Annotated in this window: 8 protein-coding genes; 5 read left to right on the top strand and 3 right to left on the bottom strand. The window is 43.3% G+C overall.

Features of this window, described 5'->3' with window-relative positions:
• Nucleotides 1–617 precede the first annotated feature (617 nt).
• From V7L12_RS09230 to V7L12_RS09240, 3 genes are all read right to left on the bottom strand, one after another.
• On the bottom strand, nt 618–1,055 hold the full coding sequence (locus V7L12_RS09230) for a DUF6918 family protein (RefSeq protein ID WP_334819589.1): 438 nt from the start codon (nt 1,053–1,055) through the stop codon (nt 618–620).
• Between the two features lie 230 nt (nt 1,056–1,285).
• Nucleotides 1,286–4,627: an efflux RND transporter permease subunit gene (locus V7L12_RS09235; protein ID WP_335084053.1), complete on the bottom strand. Its 3,342-nt coding sequence runs from the start codon at nt 4,625–4,627 to the stop codon at nt 1,286–1,288.
• A 238-nt stretch (nt 4,628–4,865) separates the two neighbouring features.
• On the bottom strand, nt 4,866–6,512 hold the full coding sequence (locus tag V7L12_RS09240; RefSeq protein WP_335084054.1) for a mechanosensitive ion channel family protein: 1,647 nt from the start codon (nt 6,510–6,512) through the stop codon (nt 4,866–4,868).
• Between the two features lie 390 nt (nt 6,513–6,902).
• Here V7L12_RS09240 and ahcY point away from each other — a divergent pair, with 390 nt between their 5' ends.
• The 5 genes from ahcY (at nt 6,903) to V7L12_RS09265 (ending at nt 16,562) form a co-directional block, all read left to right on the top strand.
• Nucleotides 6,903–8,180, top strand: a complete 1,278-nt coding sequence (gene ahcY, locus V7L12_RS09245; RefSeq protein WP_335084055.1) for an adenosylhomocysteinase — start codon at nt 6,903–6,905, stop codon at nt 8,178–8,180.
• A 390-nt stretch (nt 8,181–8,570) separates the two neighbouring features.
• A complete protein-coding gene (locus tag V7L12_RS09250; protein ID WP_335084056.1) occupies nt 8,571–10,283 on the top strand; it encodes an ankyrin repeat domain-containing protein in 1,713 nt (570 codons plus the stop codon).
• 565 nt (nt 10,284–10,848) lie between these two features.
• Nucleotides 10,849–12,555, top strand: coding sequence for a dihydroxy-acid dehydratase (gene ilvD, locus V7L12_RS09255; protein WP_335084057.1), 1,707 nt, complete (start codon nt 10,849–10,851; stop codon nt 12,553–12,555).
• Between the two features lie 266 nt (nt 12,556–12,821).
• A complete protein-coding gene (locus tag V7L12_RS09260; RefSeq protein ID WP_335084058.1) occupies nt 12,822–15,854 on the top strand; it encodes a LodA/GoxA family CTQ-dependent oxidase in 3,033 nt (1,010 codons plus the stop codon).
• 3 nt (nt 15,855–15,857) lie between these two features.
• On the top strand, nt 15,858–16,562 hold the full coding sequence (locus V7L12_RS09265; RefSeq protein ID WP_335084059.1) for an NAD(P)/FAD-dependent oxidoreductase: 705 nt from the start codon (nt 15,858–15,860) through the stop codon (nt 16,560–16,562).
• Nucleotides 16,563–16,612 lie beyond the last annotated feature (50 nt).

Below are 16,612 nucleotides of genomic sequence, written 5' to 3' on the forward strand. Positions count from 1 at the left end.
TGAAATACTCTATTCGATTATTACTTCACTACTTGAAGTATCGTTTTATCCTGGTGTTCAATTGATTCATACCGCACTCAGCAACGCCCGAAAAAGACATCACAAAATTCATCTTACATTAGCATGACTTAAAAATAACAGCACTCGTATTATTCTGTGAAATATTTTTTAATCAGCATCCTCTTATCTCAACCACTCCAATAAAAGCGATCGCACCAAGTGACTCATGCTGATACCAGCGCGATCGTACTTTGGCATAACTAGTAAAAATTCCCCCATTTTTTATCTCAAAAATAACCTTACAAATATATTTCAAAAGCTGAAATGTAATCAGAATAAGGGTCGCAGTTGTCGCAGGACAGTTACGCTTCACAAAAATTGACAAAGTGCGATCGCACCTAACAAAAAATAAAAATCCAACCGAGTAATAGTAAGTAATTAACAGGACTTGATATAAGAGCAAAGGGAGGTATGGCAACAAGCTTGCGTGTACGCACTTTGCAGAATTATCTCAGACGATGCCTACGGCTTATATAAAAAGGCGATTCTCCAGAAGAGACGCTGCGCGATCAATATAATCTAAAAGACGCGATTAATCGCGTCTTTATTTCTTTGGCTCAGACCTTAGTGTAATTATTGATGACTTTAGCTAAGTCTGGCACTGCTTCTTCTACGTGCTTTTTGGCTGAACCGCGAAGTTTTTCATAAGTTCCTCGCACGATTTGGCGGTTTGAGTTCTTAACTCTCCCATCAGTAACACTCAGTAGTGCATCTGCTGTATTAGAGCGATTCGCACTCAGATATTCAACTGGGTCGCCTTTCTCTACGCCTTGAGTCCAGATGGGATCGAGAGCTGTAAAGCATTGCGGTAATATCTGCTCAACGACATAGGGAATGTACCCTGGTTTAACCCCCTTCAAAGCAGCAAAGGCAGTTTTCAAAGCGATGCCGCTCATGCCTGACTTGGATGCGAGCTGTCCTTCTATCATGTTGCAACAATCATCTATGACCATAGCCTTTTTGGTCGGGTTCAAAAGTCCGTCGCTAAGTCCCATTTCACTCTTCCTTATCTAAGTACTTAATTCTATTCGACTAATTTTTTTAGCTAGCAGGAAATTACAGAAAATGGTATCAGAGTTAGAGAATGTTGTGGATAAGCTGATACGCTTTTAACCTGCATAGTTCAAATCGCTAAAAAAAAGATGCGGGGACTAAGAGAAGTCCCCTAACACTGGCAAGCATTCTCAGGTTATCTGCACTTTGCTAGGAGACTTAAGGGCAAAAGTTAGGTTATCCCATCCTGCTGAGACCTAAGTTGCGTCTCTGGCTGACTTGAGCCAGCCGGTAGAGCCTCATGTCTAGATCCCGAAGTTCCATTTGGAGAATCTGGAGGTTTTGAACCTCCCGATCCCTTCCGAGGTGATATAGCCTGAGCCAAGCTCTTAACCAAAATATACAAAATTGGCACTAAGAATAAACTTAAGAACGTTGAAAGCAGCAGCCCCCCAAACAGCGCTGTTCCTAAAGACCAACGGCTGCTGGCTCCAGCTCCTTGAGAGATTACCAAGGGTAAAAATCCTAACAGCGCGGCAAAAGATGTCATTAAGATCGGTCGCAGACGTTCTTGCCCCGCTTTCACTGCCGCCCTTGTGTAGCTCATGCCCTGCTCATGCAATTGATTGGCAAATTCCACGACTAAAATCGCGTTTTTCGCAGCTAGACCAATCAAAGTCACCAAACCTACCTGGCAATAGATATCATCCACCACTTTTGGGAAGAGGCTACCTACCATGAAAATATTCGATCGTAGCCAAATTGCTGTCATCGCTCCCAAGACTGCTAGAGGAACCGTCAGCAAAATAATGATCGGGTCAATGTAGCTTTCATACTGAGCTGATAGCACCAGAAAGACAATCACAATCGCTAAGGCAAAAATCATGCCCGTAGCTCCCCCAGATGTCTTCTCTTGGAGATAAGTCCCTGTCCACTCATAACCAAATCCTTGAGGTAAGTTTTCTGCTGCAATTTGCTCCATCGCTTTAATTGCCTGTCCAGAACTAGCACCGGGAGCAGGAGCGCCCTGTACTTTGATTGACCTGTACAAGTTGTAATGGGAGATGGTTTTCGGCCCCACAAAGGGAGTAATTTTCACCAAACTGCTCAACGGAATCATCGCACCATTTGCAGAGCGAACATACAGCTTGCCAATATCATCTGGATTAGAGCGGAACACCCCATCTGCTTGGACATATACTCGATACTGTCGCTGTCCCTGCACAAAGTCATTCACATATTGCGACCCCAAGTAACTTTGCAACGTTCCAAAGATATCGTTGAGTTCGACGTTGAGAGCTTTGGCTTGATTGCGGTTTACCTGAATGTCAAATTGGGGAGTGTCTGCGGTGAACTGAGTGAAGACTCCTTGGAGAACAGGATTTTTATTTGCCGCCCCAATCAATTTTTGAGCATTCTCAATTAGGGTTTCAATCGGCGCACTTCCGGTTTTGTCTTGAATGATAAACTCAAAACCACCCGTAGTACTTAATCCTCTCACTGGAGGAGCATTCACAGCGATCGCTCTAGCATCTGTAATTGCAGAGAGCTTTTTGTTCATCCTCTGAAGTATTCCATAGACAGACTCAGATTCTTTAACTCTCTCTTTCCAGGGTTTCAGATTAGCAAAGGCAATGCCTAAATTAGAAGCATTGCCATCGAAACCAAACCCACTGATCATAAAACTAGCTTGAACTTCGGGAAGCGATGTGACTTCTTTGGCAACCCGCTCCATAACAGATTCAGTGTATTTCAAAGAAACCCCGTCTGGCCCCTGGACAATGACAAAGAAGTAACCCTGGTCTTCCTCTGGAATAAATCCGGTAGGTACTGCTCTGTACATCAAAACCGTTGCGACTAAACCAGTAATGAAAACCCCAATTACAATCGGCTTGACATGGGTAAGGTAGCTAACAAACCCGACATATCGGCGCGTGAACCAGCCAAATCCCCGATTAAACTGCCTAAAGAACCAACCTAAAGGGCCCCGTGGAGTCTGAGCTGGACGCATGAGGATGGCTGCCATACTCGGAGAGAAGGTTAAGGCATTGAAGGTCGAGATGCCAATGGAGCAAGCAACCGTTAACGCAAATTGTTTGTAGACAATCCCAGTAGTGCCCGGAATGAATGCAACTGGAATGAATACCGCCATGAGTACAAGTGAAGTGGCAATGATTGCCCCTGTTAACTCCTTCATGGCTTCAACAGCGGCCTCAAAAGGCCTCATACCCTGCTCTAGTTTGACTGCAACTGCCTCGACCACAATAATCGCATCATCGACGACGATTCCGATCGCCAGAACGAAACCAAATAAGGTCAGTGTATTAATCTGAAATCCTAAAACCAACAGAGCCGCACACGTCCCAATCAGGGAAACGGGGATCGCAACAGTAGGAATGATCGTGGTACGCCAGTCTTGCAAAAAGACAAAAATTACCAAGACCACCAGGACAATCGCCTCAACCAGAGTGTGCAGAACTTCTTCTAAAGAAATTTCTACAAATGGAGTGGTATCAAATGCCACCTGTGCTTTTAGTCCAGGTGGAAAATTCTTCTCTAATATTTTGATCTGGTTTTCAACAGCATGAGCAACGTTCAGGGCATTACTACCCGGAAGTTGATATATACCCAAACCCACAGCTGCCTTGGGAGCATTTCCTGGGATGGTGAATTTGGCATCAGCAAGATAGTTCTCTGCTCCCAGTTCAACTCGACCGATGTCTCTGACCTTAACTAGGGTGCTATTAGTGGCGCTATTAGTGGCGCTATTAGTGGCGCTATTAGTAGTGCTATTAGTGCCACCTTGACTCACCTTCAGCACCATGTCCTCAAATTCAGCCGCATCTTTAAATCGACTGGTTGCCCGTAAAGCAAATTCAAAGCTTTGATTATCTGGTGCTGGTTCCTTACCAATTGCCCCTGCACCCACCTGAATATTTTGTTCTTGCAGGGCGGCTGTAACATCTTGAGGAGTTAGTTGATGTTGGGCAAGCTTATTAGGATCAAGCCAGAGACGCATGGCATATTTGCGCTCCCCAAAAACCCTGGCACTTCCTACACCGGGAAGCCGTTTGATCTGATCGAAAATATACAGATCGACATAGTTACTGATAAAAATGTTGTCATACTCATTATTTTCTGAGTAAAACCCATAAACCAGAAGCAGACTGCTCGATGCCGTTTCAACGGTAACACCTGTTCGTTGAACTGTATCTGGCAGTTGAGGATCAGCAAGTGCTTGTTTATTTTGAACGTTTACTTGAGCAATATCGCTATTGACATTAGTTGGGAAGGAGACGGTTATATTGCTAGAACCATCATTCCCGGTATTAGAAGATATATAAGATACATCTTTAACACCATTAATTTGTCGCTCAATAATGTTGGTGACACTATTCTCTGTTGTTTGAGCATCTGCACCAGTATTGTTGGAGCTAACGGTGATTTGCACCGGAGCGAGGTCTGGTAGCTGAGAAATGGGAAGGATCGGAATACAGATGCTTCCCAGCAGCAAAATAATGAACGTACAGACCGTCGTCAGGACTGGACGTTTGATGAAGGTATTGACAAACATAAATCAGTGAAAGTTCAATACTCGTTAGTGAGATAGTAGCTTTTTATTAATATAAGAATTTATTAAGGTTTAGTGTTGGCGATCGCGCAAGATAGGAGATTGGGTACAAGAGGCAGAGGGACGGAGGGGAAAAATTTACTGCAACTTCTCCTCTGCTCTTCTGCTCCCCTGCTCCCCTGCTAGGAGAAGTCACGGTTGGGTCTAATCAACTGAAAAATGCGGTAATGAATCTAAATTTCTAATTAGTTTTGCCATTCTCCTGAAAACCTAAGAACTGCTCGTCATTGACCCAAATTGCTTGTTGAGGTACAGAGATGGAAATTCCGGCTTCATCTAGGGCAACTTTCAGGCGGCGGCGAAGTTCCCGTGCGACATCCCATTGTTTGAGAGGCTGTGTTTTAATCCAGACACGAATAACCAAACCGCGATCGCCAAATTGATCTATTCCCAAAACTTGCGGCGGTTCCAAAATTTGACTCTGCCATTGCATTTCTTGATTCATCTTATCGGCAATAGTTGCAATCAACTTCAAAGCCTCATCTGTATCGGCTTGGTAGGCGATGGGAATTGTTAAATCGGCTCGTGACCAACGACTAGAAAGATTGGCAACAACTTTAATTTCACCATTGGGAATTGTGATCAAGCGTCCTTCAGAATCCCGCAGTTGGGTCATCCGCAGATTCAGATTTTCTACTAAGCCTCCTACGTCTCCCACATTAATCACATCGCCTAAAGCATACTGGTCTTCTAAAATGATCAAGAAACCGTTAATCGCATCTTTTATTAAGTTTTGCGATGCCAAAGACAATGCAACACCAACTAAACTCGCACCCGCTAGTAAGGGAACGATATCTATCCCCAAAGATACCAGCGCTAGCAAGAAGCCCACTCCTATCCAGATAACAGTAGTGATACTTTTAGTTACACCAGAGAATGTGGAAACTCGCAGTTGCAGCCGTTCAGAACTTTCTGGGGTGAGAAAAGCACCACTGCTGATTAAAGTGGAAGCAAAGCGGTCAATTAGGGCGTAGGTCAAACGAATTGTTACATAGGTTGCCAGACATACGACACCTAATCGCAAAGGAAATTGGGCAGCTATAAGAATTGCTACCTGAAAACCTCGTGTATAGGGAAATAGACCCAAAATAAAGAAGCTTCCACCTCCCCAAATTCCGGCTTGACCGAGCTCAAACAATCGTCTCTTGGCTTCTTGGAGATGTTGCTGTTGTCGTTGATTGAGTTGTGTTGTAATTGCTTGATCTGCTGGTTTTGGGTAGTTGAAGAGTTCCCTTTGCGGTTGGGAGGCAATGGAGTGTTCTAAATCCTTTTGGGAACGCCGCTGCCAGCCATATAGCCCCAAACTGATAATCACCATTGCCACTCCGGTACCAGCAGCAATTTTACCTTGGTCGATTAGAGATGGAGTTTGTCTTTCTTGCTTTGCTTGTTGCAAGTCTTCTTCTAACGATTCTTTGACTTGATTTGCCGATGTTGATACATCTACCTGTCGCAGTGCAGCATCTTCAGAAGTAACGGTCATTAGATATTGACCGTTGACATAAATTACTGGTAATCCGTTGACTTGGCGAACTTCTACCTTGACTGGTGTATTTGCTGGTGATTGAAAGTAATTCTGGCCAATTTTATCCAACTTCTTTTGAATATCTTCTGAACGCTCAGGAAAGTTGGTTCTTGTTGCCGCTATTTGAAATAACCGACGACCATCTAAATAAATCCAGCCCGAAACAACTCTGTTATCCGAATCATTACTCACGCTGCTGGGAGCTTGCAGTTGCGGTAAAAAAGGAATCTGGGCTGTGGCTTTTGGCACAGATACAACGGCTATAGCCATTGAACTGGCGATCGCCAAAAATTGAAAGCGCACTCAAACACCTCCTTAAGTAAAATTTACTAGTTACTACTTCTATAGCCATCCTCCGCAATCACTTTGTCTAGATGTACCTATCTAAAGTAGAGGTTTTCCCTTTAGATGATTAAATTTTGATGTTTTTTGTTATCTTCTATCTTTAGATAGATGACAATATACTTAAGATCAGGATTTAAGGCTGAGAATAGTCTTACTCTTACCAAAGATAAAACAAAAAGGAAGAAGCTGGGGAGTAAGTTGACATTCCGTCTATCAAACGTCAAGCTAGTTTTGAGGACTATTCACTAGTGATTTGCTTTCATACAAGCAAAAATCGCCAGTAGTAGAATAACCTAGTAGAGTGCGTAAACTTTACGTAGCTTTTTTTATTTTTTGAGGTAACTTTTGATGACCGCAACTTCTCCCCGATTAAAGCACGAGGTTAAAGACCTCGGCCTAGCTGCCTTGGGAAGACAGCGCATTGAATGGGCTGGACGCGAAATGCCAGTTTTGCGGCAAATTCGCGATCGCTTTGCTATCGAAAAGCCCTTCGCTGGTTTACGCCTTGTAGCTTGTGCCCACATTACAACAGAAACAGCACATTTGGCGATCGCTCTGAAAGCCGGTGGTGCAGACGCGCTTTTAATTGCTAGCAATCCCTTATCAACGCAAGATGACGTAGCCGCTAGCCTCGTCCTCGATCATGAAATTCCCGTCTTTGCTCAAAAAGGCGAAGATAACGAAACTTATAACCGCCACGTTCAAATAGCTTTAGATCATCGCCCCAACATCATTGTTGATGACGGTAGCGATGTGGTTGCAACTTTGGTACAACAACGCCAACACCAAATCGCTGATTTGATTGGTAGCACCGAAGAAACCACCACTGGTATCGTGCGCCTACGCGCCATGTTTAGAGAAGGCGTTCTCACCTTCCCCGCAGTCAACGTTAACGACGCCGACACCAAGCACTTCTTTGATAATCGCTATGGTACTGGGCAATCAACCCTAGATGGCATTATCCGCGCCACAAATATTTTGTTGGCTGGTAAAAACATTGTCGTCGTCGGTTATGGCTGGTGTGGCAAAGGTACAGCCCTCCGCGCCCGTGGGATGGGTGCTAATGTCATCGTCACTGAAATCGACCCCATCAAGGCAATTGAAGCCGTAATGGATGGCTTCCGCGTCCTGCCAATGGCTGAAGCTGCACCCCAAGGTGATATATTTATCACTGTGACTGGTAACAAGCATGTCGTTCGTGGTGAACACTTCGATGTCATGAAAGACGGTGCGATCGTTTGTAACTCCGGTCACTTTGACTTGGAACTTGATTTGAAATACTTGGCTGCACAAGCTAAGGAAATCAAAGAAGTTCGTCCTTTCACCGAAGAGTATAAGTTGAAAAATGGTAAATCAGTTGTAGTTCTCGGACAAGGACGCTTGATTAACCTAGCTGCGGCTGAAGGACACCCCAGCGCGGTAATGGATATGAGTTTTGCCAACCAAGCTTTGGCTTGTGAATTCCTGGTGAAGAATAAGGGTAAGTTGGAACCTGGTTTGCACTCAATTCCTGTTGAAGTCGATCAAGAAATTGCTCGGTTGAAATTGCAGGCTATTGGTATCACGATTGATAGCCTAACACCCGATCAAATTGAGTACATCAATTCTTGGACTTCAGGAACTTGATACATTGATTAATTAATTGATTTTTTAGGGATAGGCTTTAGGCTTATCCCTTTTTTTTGGGTTTCGCGCTGTACATACTGCAAGCAGAATCCGCAGTGTAAATGCCAAGAGCGTAAAGTGCGATAGCTTACTTAAAAAATTAGTTAAGATAAAATTTAAATTATTAGACCTCTTGCATAAATCACAAAATTAAGGGGTAGGTGTTAGGTAATACGGTTCGGTTAAGGTTTTTTGATCAAAATTCTAGATCACAAAGACGCGATAAATCGCCGTCTCTACAAAAGACTGATTATTGTGGAGACGGCGATTCATCGCGTCTCTTACCTCAACCGAACTTTTGCAAGATATCTAACGCCGATAATTTATATCAGAAGTTAACTCAGAAAATTTATGCAAAAAATTCATATTTATGTACAGCAGGGCAATATAGCTGGAGTTGCACGTAAACTAGCCAATGGTGTTGATATTGATTGCATAGAAAAGCATTCCCTGCAAACACCATTAATGTGTGCAGTTAGTAGCTCTACAGTAGACGTGGATATGATTCACTTCCTCTTGAAACATGGCGCGAATGTGAATGCTGTTGTCAAGCAAAACACCGTACTTGGGTTGGCTGTGCAGTCAGGAAATCTGGATAAAATTCAATTGATTCTAGATGCTGGAGCAGATATTAATTATCAAAGTCCAGACGGATATGATGTCTTAATTAATGCTATGCATGGTCGAGATATCTTGCAGGATGAAAACTTAATATCAACTTTAAATTTACTCATCTCTAGAGGTGCTGCTGTCAATGGCATTAGTCGCTATGGTGAATCTGCAATTAAAGTAGCTGCTCATATTGGAAGATTTGATGCTGTCAAATTATTATTGAACGCGGGTGCTAACCCAGAGCAACTGGGATGGACAGAATTAATGCACGCTATAGTTTTTGGGAGCTTAGAGCAAGTAAAGTTATTACTAGAGCAAGGAGCAGATCAAGATGTGCGTGATTGTTGGTATAGAACCCCTTGGTTATTGAGTATTCAAATGGGTGAACTACCTAAAGCCAAATTACTCCTAACTGCGGGAGCAAATCACAACGATACGGGAAACTGCGGAAAAACGCCGTTAATGTATGCGATAGAAGACAATAGGCTGGAAATCCTACAGTGGTTAATTGCAGAGGGATTGGATATTGAAGCCACTGATGATTTTGGTAACACTGCGTTAATAATCGCAGCAGAGTATGGTGCTACTGATTGTGTCAGAATTTTACTAGAAGCTGGCGCAAACCCCAGTATAATCAATCATTGCAATGACAAAGCCATTAAGATAGCGACAAAGAAAGAAATCGTCAAAATGTTAATTGCAGCTGGTGAAGATGTGAGCGATATTAACAATGATATGCGGCGATCGCTCACCGGAATTGCCAACAGCAAATTCTCACTATCAGAATTATCACCAGAGCAATATTTTGCTGGCAAACATCCGCGCTTTGGCAAAAGCAATCCAGAATTGATGAAAATACCTTTTTGGCAGGTGATGATTTATGAGGGTTGTTCTGCTTATGACGCCCAAAATACTTTTAAAGATACAGGAAATCGGCAATATAAAGTATGGTGCTATGACCGATTTGGCAGAACCATTACACAATTACCAGATGGCAGAATTGTAGAAATTGCTGGTGAACATGAAGACTACTATGACTCTAATTTTTGTATATATAACGATGTTGTAGTTTATCAAGGTGATGGTAATTTTCAGATTTTTGGTTATCCCCAATATATTTTCCCGCCAACTGATTTTCATTCAGCTATATTAGTTGGAGAATATATATATATCATTGGCAGTTTAGGATATTGCGGTACAAGAATCTATAATGAAACCCCAGTTTATAGATTACATATCCACACATTTGAAATAGAAAAAGTAAAAACAAATGGTGATAAGCCAGGATGGATTAGTGATCACAAAGCTTACTACAAAGAACCAGATCAAATTTATATTACTGGGGGTAAATTGTGTGTAATTGGTAATGAAGAATCAGAAGATTATATAGATAACTCTGTGGATTACGTCTTAGATTTAATCGACTTAACTTGGAGTCGCGCTACTGTTTAAATATACAGCAGATTGCAACTTCTCTACGAGAGGCTACGCCAAGGTGAGGTACAGATAATCTTAGGGGCACAACATGTTTATTGGTGTCAACTTAAGCTGAAATCTCCTCACTGCATGGGTTTTGCCCTCACCCCCAGCCCCTCTCCCAAATTGGGAGATGGGAGTATAATTCTCCAGTTCCCCTTCTCCCAACATGGGAGAAGGGGTTAGGGGATGAGGGCAACTCTAGAACGCTTTCTCTTACCTAACTTTTACCTTAAGTTGACACCTATGCAACATGTTATGCCCCTACCCGTGTACTTCATTTACCTGAAATACGCTATAAATCTATCTCTGACTACTTTTGAGTCTTCAAGGAAGTCCCGATGAAACAAGTTTCAAAAGCCTTGCATGAAAATATTCTAATGACTATCACAAAACTTTTCGGTCTACTGAAAGTAACTCAGGTGTCGTAGTCCCATCTTTTTGAAACTTTATAAGTATCAATTTTAAATAAATATATATTGGACATCTCAAAAAAGGCTACATATCATACTCGTACAGAGATTTGATAGAGGCCAGAGTAATGAGTGAAAAAACAACGTCAGAGAATTTCAGAAGTAAAGTTGTCACACAAGGGGTGCAGCGATCGCCAAATCGCGCTATGCTGCGTGCAGTAGGTTTTCAAGATGAAGACTTTAACAAAGCAATTGTGGGTGTGGCTAATGCATACAGCACCATCACCCCCTGTAACATAGGGATTAATCAACTAGCACTCATAGCTGAAGCTGAAATTAAACTAGCCGGGGCAATGCCGCAAATGTTCGGCACAATTACTATTAGTGATGGGATTTCTATGGGAACTGAGGGGATGAAATATTCCCTAGTGTCACGAGAAGTGATTGCTGACTCCATTGAAACCGTCTGTAATGGTCAAAGTATGGATGGTGTCATTGCCATCGGTGGCTGTGATAAAAATATGCCAGGGGCGATGATTGCAATAGCAAGGATGAATATCCCGGCTATCTTTGTTTACGGTGGGACAATTAAACCCGGACACTATGAGGGCCGCGACTTGACTGTTGTGAGTTCCTTTGAGGCTGTGGGTGAATACAGCGCTGGTAAAATTGACGACACCGAACTGATGGAAGTAGAACGCCGCGCTTGTTCTGGTGCTGGTTCTTGTGGTGGGATGTTCACAGCCAATACTATGTCCTCGGCCTTTGAAGCGATGGGCATGAGTTTACCCTATTCTTCCACAATGGCGGCAGAAGATGATGAAAAAGCCGATAGCACGGAAAAATCAGCCAAGGTATTAGTAGAAGCAATTCGTAATCAACTGTTACCTCGACAAATTATCACCCGTAAATCTATAGAAAATGCTATTTCTGTAATTATGGCTGTGGGTGGTTCAACTAACGCCGTGTTACATTTTCTGGCGATTGCTCGTGCGGCTAGTGTAGAACTTAATCTAGATGATTTTGAAACTATTCGCGATCGTGTCCCTGTTTTATGTGATTTAAAACCCAGTGGTAGATATGTTGCCACAGACTTACATCAAGCTGGTGGTATTCCCCAAGCGATGAAAATGCTATTGGTACATGGATTACTTCACGGTGACTGTATCACCATCACAGGTAAAACCATCGCCGAAATTTTAGCAGATGTCCCCGATGAACCACCCACCAATCAAGATGTGATTCGGCCTTGGAATAACCCGATGTATGCCCAAGGTCACTTAGCCATCCTGAAAGGGAATCTTGCTACAGAGGGAGCAGTAGCAAAAATTACCGGAGTGAAAAATCCCGGCATTACTGGTTCTGCACGGGTATTTGATTCTGAGGAAGAATGCTTAGATGCCATCCTTGCAGGTAAGATTAAAGTCGGTGATGTGATTATCATCCGTTATGAAGGGCCCAAAGGCGGCCCTGGTATGCGGGAAATGCTAGCACCCACCTCAGCAATTATTGGTGCGGGTTTAGGTGATGCAGTCGGGTTAATTACTGATGGACGCTTTTCCGGCGGTACTTACGGCATGGTAGTCGGACACGTTGCTCCCGAAGCCGCCGTTGGTGGTGCGATCGCTCTGGTCGAAGAAGGTGATAGCATCACTATTGATGCTAATTCTCGCTTGTTACAAATCAACATTTCTGATGCAGAATTAGCTAGTCGCCGCGCCAAATGGCAACCCCGTCCACCCCGTTATACAAAAGGCATCTTAGCAAAATATGCTAAGTTAGTTTCTTCTAGCAGTGTTGGTGCTGTCACAGACTTGGATTTATTTCATGAGTAGAAAGTAAGGGTAGAGACGGATGCTGTTGGCGAAATATAACTTAATACTTTAAAGTCCCAAAAAACCTAATTTTTCCGTAGCTTGGTTTGGCTAAAGGAAAACCAACATTTTTAGAAACGACGGCTTTATCGTTAATTGCAATATTAAGAAATAATTCGCTAACAGTATCCGTATCTCGGCTCAATACTTACAAAAATTAACACGCCTTCAGCTTGACTCGAAACATATAATAACCTCAGTTTTTCTATACCTCTATAGGGAGAGCTATGAGCCTTGATTTGGTAGCGCACTGCAAAATTTACCCAGGAATTGGTATTGCTCGGTTGGGCAACAGCCCCAATGAGTTCTTCATTGCATCAGAAGCACCAGGGCATGCCCCTACTCCAGAAGGAGGGTTCAAAGACTCCGAAGGTCGAATCAAACGACAGGCATCTCGTTTTCGCATCTATGCATACGATGACCAAAACAATGTGGTTCAAGAAATTACGACAGAGGATGCTGATATAACCTGGACTGTACATCTTGCTAACAAGAAAGCATCTTGGCATGAATTTCATGGCAGATATCACCCAGATCAACCACTACGCAATAATGATATTCAGAATACACCCCAAAATCCTGATGCCCGCGCTGTGTTAGTCATAGATCCAGGAGCGAGATCGATTTCAGGTCCTAATAAAAGTGGTTTGGAATATCGCTTCGATGGGGGCAAGTTTTTTCATCAAGAAATTCCTCTGGGAGAACTCCGCACAGATGAAGCTGGTCACCTATTGGTACTTGGTGGCTACGGTGATTCAGGCTCTATCAAATTGGACAATCCAATCACACACTACGCCAATAATGATTCATGGTTTGACGATACTTCAGATGGATCTGTGACTGCTAAAGTAGTGTTGAAAAATGGCAAGGAGATTCCAGTTACTGGCTCTTGGGTACTGGTAACGCCACCGAATTATGCTCCTCAAATCGATAATCTAGTCAGTCTGTACGATGTTGCTAAAGAAGTAGCAGTCAATCAAAACTGGTTCCCAGTTCCCGATCGTATTTCCTTTACCCAAGATGTCTATCCGATTCTGGTAAGGGGTGCAAATTACCAGTGGGTAAACGCTAGATCATTTCGTGGGCATGGACCTGGAACGCGTGGAGACTTTTCTAACCCTAAACTATTGGAGGAACTTGCTGATAATACTGGCAATGGTAAATCTTTGCGTGAATATGTTTTTAATCGATTTCGAGACCCAGAAAAATTAGATCCTGCTCAAGCAAACTACTACTTCATGCCCCAATTGTCTGGCGATGATGGCGATGTAGAAGAGAAAGACCCCAAAAAATGGCTGACTGTAATCAAAAGCCAGTATGAGGTTCTCAAAAGGTGGGCTGAGGGCAACTTTGAGAATGACTGGACTGGCACTTCCCTGACTATGCTAGCTTTTACGGAAATTCCAGTTAAGGAGCAACCTTCAGCACTCGACAGAGCTGCCCTTGAACCCTGTGTCGGTGGTGCATTCTTTCCTGGGATCGAAATGACCTATATCTCAACCGATAAAGAAACATACTCCGAACCGTTCCGCTTGAAAGCAGAGTTAGAACCAGGTGATATTACTAAATATATGGCAGTTCCCTGGCAGGCAGATTTTTATGAGTGTCAAATCCATTGGTGGCCAGCGCAGCGACCCGATGACGTAGTTACAGAACAAGAATTTATCAGAGCGACCAAGGACTTAAAGCTTACTGATCCAAAGAATACTCTTGAAAGTATGCTTGCAGAGCGTAAACGTTGGGATCGTGGTATTGCTGGGCAGGAAGCTATCTTCCCTCCTCCTCTTATCCAGAGGGAAGGCGAAACGAAAGAGCAGTATGATGAGCGTGTCAAAAAGCAGCAATACATCGGCGATAATGATATGGTTGCTAAATGGAGCCAACTTGGCTTTGTAGTTGCCAAAGAAGGAATCAATGGCGATGTTGTGTTTGTTGAGACAGAGCGCGATCCCTATGTTGGCATGAGTGAGCGTGAATATTTCTATATGATGATGAATATTGATGCCTTTCCAGATTTCTTGCCCAAAGCGCGTTCCTTGGCTTATGAATTCCTTGCTCAAGCTTGGGCAATGCAGAGTGACCCAGTTTTTCCGAGCTATTATCGCTACTTTGATTACAGTAAGGATGCGTTTGAAGCCCAACTCGACGAAATTTACAACAACCTTGTTAATCAAGCTGCAACATATAACCCGTCAGAAGATCCTGTCTTTAAAACGAAAGAGGATATCAAGGAACGTATTCGTCAACTTGCACCATTTAACCAACTTGACGGAGCTTGGCTTCGCAATGTTACTAGAACAGGTCCGATCAACGAAGTACACGCACTACTTTTTGGAATTTGGATGGACGAAGCGGGTAATGGGACTACTGAATTAAATCACTGTAATCTTTATAGTGATTTGCTTCACAGCGTTGGCATTTATTTACAAGATGTTAATACCCGTGACTATGCTGACAATCCAGAGATGTTGGATTCAGCTTACACTACTTCACTCTTTGAATTGGTAATTTCTCAATTTTCTGAATCATTCTTCCCAGAATTACTGGGCATGACCCTGCAACTCGAGTGGGAAGTTGTAGGACTGGTACCAACTAGAGATTTATTCAGTTTTTTTGGCATTGATTCGCAATTTTATTCCCTGCATATTGGCATTGATAATGCCGCTGCTGGGCACGGAGCTAAAGCTAAACGTGCAGTCGATATCTATTTGGATCAGGTATTGGCTGCAAGTGGCGAAGAAGCAGTACAGGAAAGCTGGAAGCGGATTTGGAATGGCTATATTGCCTTTGCCCTAACGGGAACAGTTGGTCAAGACTTGGCAGATTTGCTAGAAAAAAGAAAGTTAACCCCTATGAAAGACCAACTACGGCAACGAATGATCGAGATGCTCGAACGCAAAAAGCCTTTTGCCAGTCTTAATCATGGAACCATCAAGGTTGGACCAATGTTGCTGAATGACTGGTTTGAGGATCCAGACAACTTCCTAACAGCGTTGGTTGATAACCGCTATATCAATCCAGATGAGCCAGAAAAGAGCTACTTGTTCACTAAATTTGAATTCACAGGACCTATGTATAAGGTCTTTAGTGATGAGGAAATTAAGCTATGGCATGACTGGGCTCACTCCCTCAAGCAAGCCGAACCTGCTGCAATTTCGGCAGAGAAGCTGCGCCCACGAAGAACTATGTCACTGGTGACTTCAGTTTCAACCGAACAGCATCCCCAAGGCAAGATATGGGGACGAGGAGCAGTCCATTAAGTCGTGATTTCTTTAGCCAAAGTTGCCGTAATTGGCAGTGGACCGGCTGGATCAACTGCCGCCATGCTCCTCGCTCAATCTCAAATTTCGACGCTACTTATCGATCGCTCTGATGACATGAGTTGGAAGGTGGGAGAAGGGCTACCTCCTTTAGCGAAGCCACTACTTCAAAAATTGGGAGTTTGGAAGCAATTTATAGAGGATGCTCATCTCCCTTCTTACGGAAACCGTTCTGCTTGGGGTTCTCAAGAACTTGTAGATTACGACTTCATCTTCGACCCCAACGGCGTAGGGTGGCATCTAGATCGACAAAAATTCGACAAAATGCTCACCAATGTAGCAGTTCAATCCGGTGCCATAAAACAAAGCCACGCTCAGGTAGTTGGCTTTGAGCGAAGACAATATGATGGGTGGAGGCTATTTTTACAGTCTGAAGGTCAACAGTGGCACGTTGATGCGGATTTTATTATTGATGCTACTGGTCGTACAAGCTGGTTTTCTAAGCGTCAAGGGAATAAGCGAAAACACTTTGATCGGCTAGTAGGTGTTGTGACACTCTTAGCACCAACGTCTTTTTCAACGGATTGCGATTCGATGACAATGGTAGAAGCTACGCAAGACGGATGGTGGTACTCGGCACTTCTGCCTAGCCAAAAGCTTGTAGTTGCTTATAGAACCCATTTGACATCTTATCAGGTTTTGAATTAAGGTACTCCTCAGCATGTAAAATCCAATACTAATGGCGTATTCCAGCAACC

Origin of the sequence: Nostoc sp., assembly GCF_036918245.1 — a bacterium.
Classification (GTDB): Bacteria; Cyanobacteriota; Cyanobacteriia; order Cyanobacteriales; family Nostocaceae; genus Nostoc.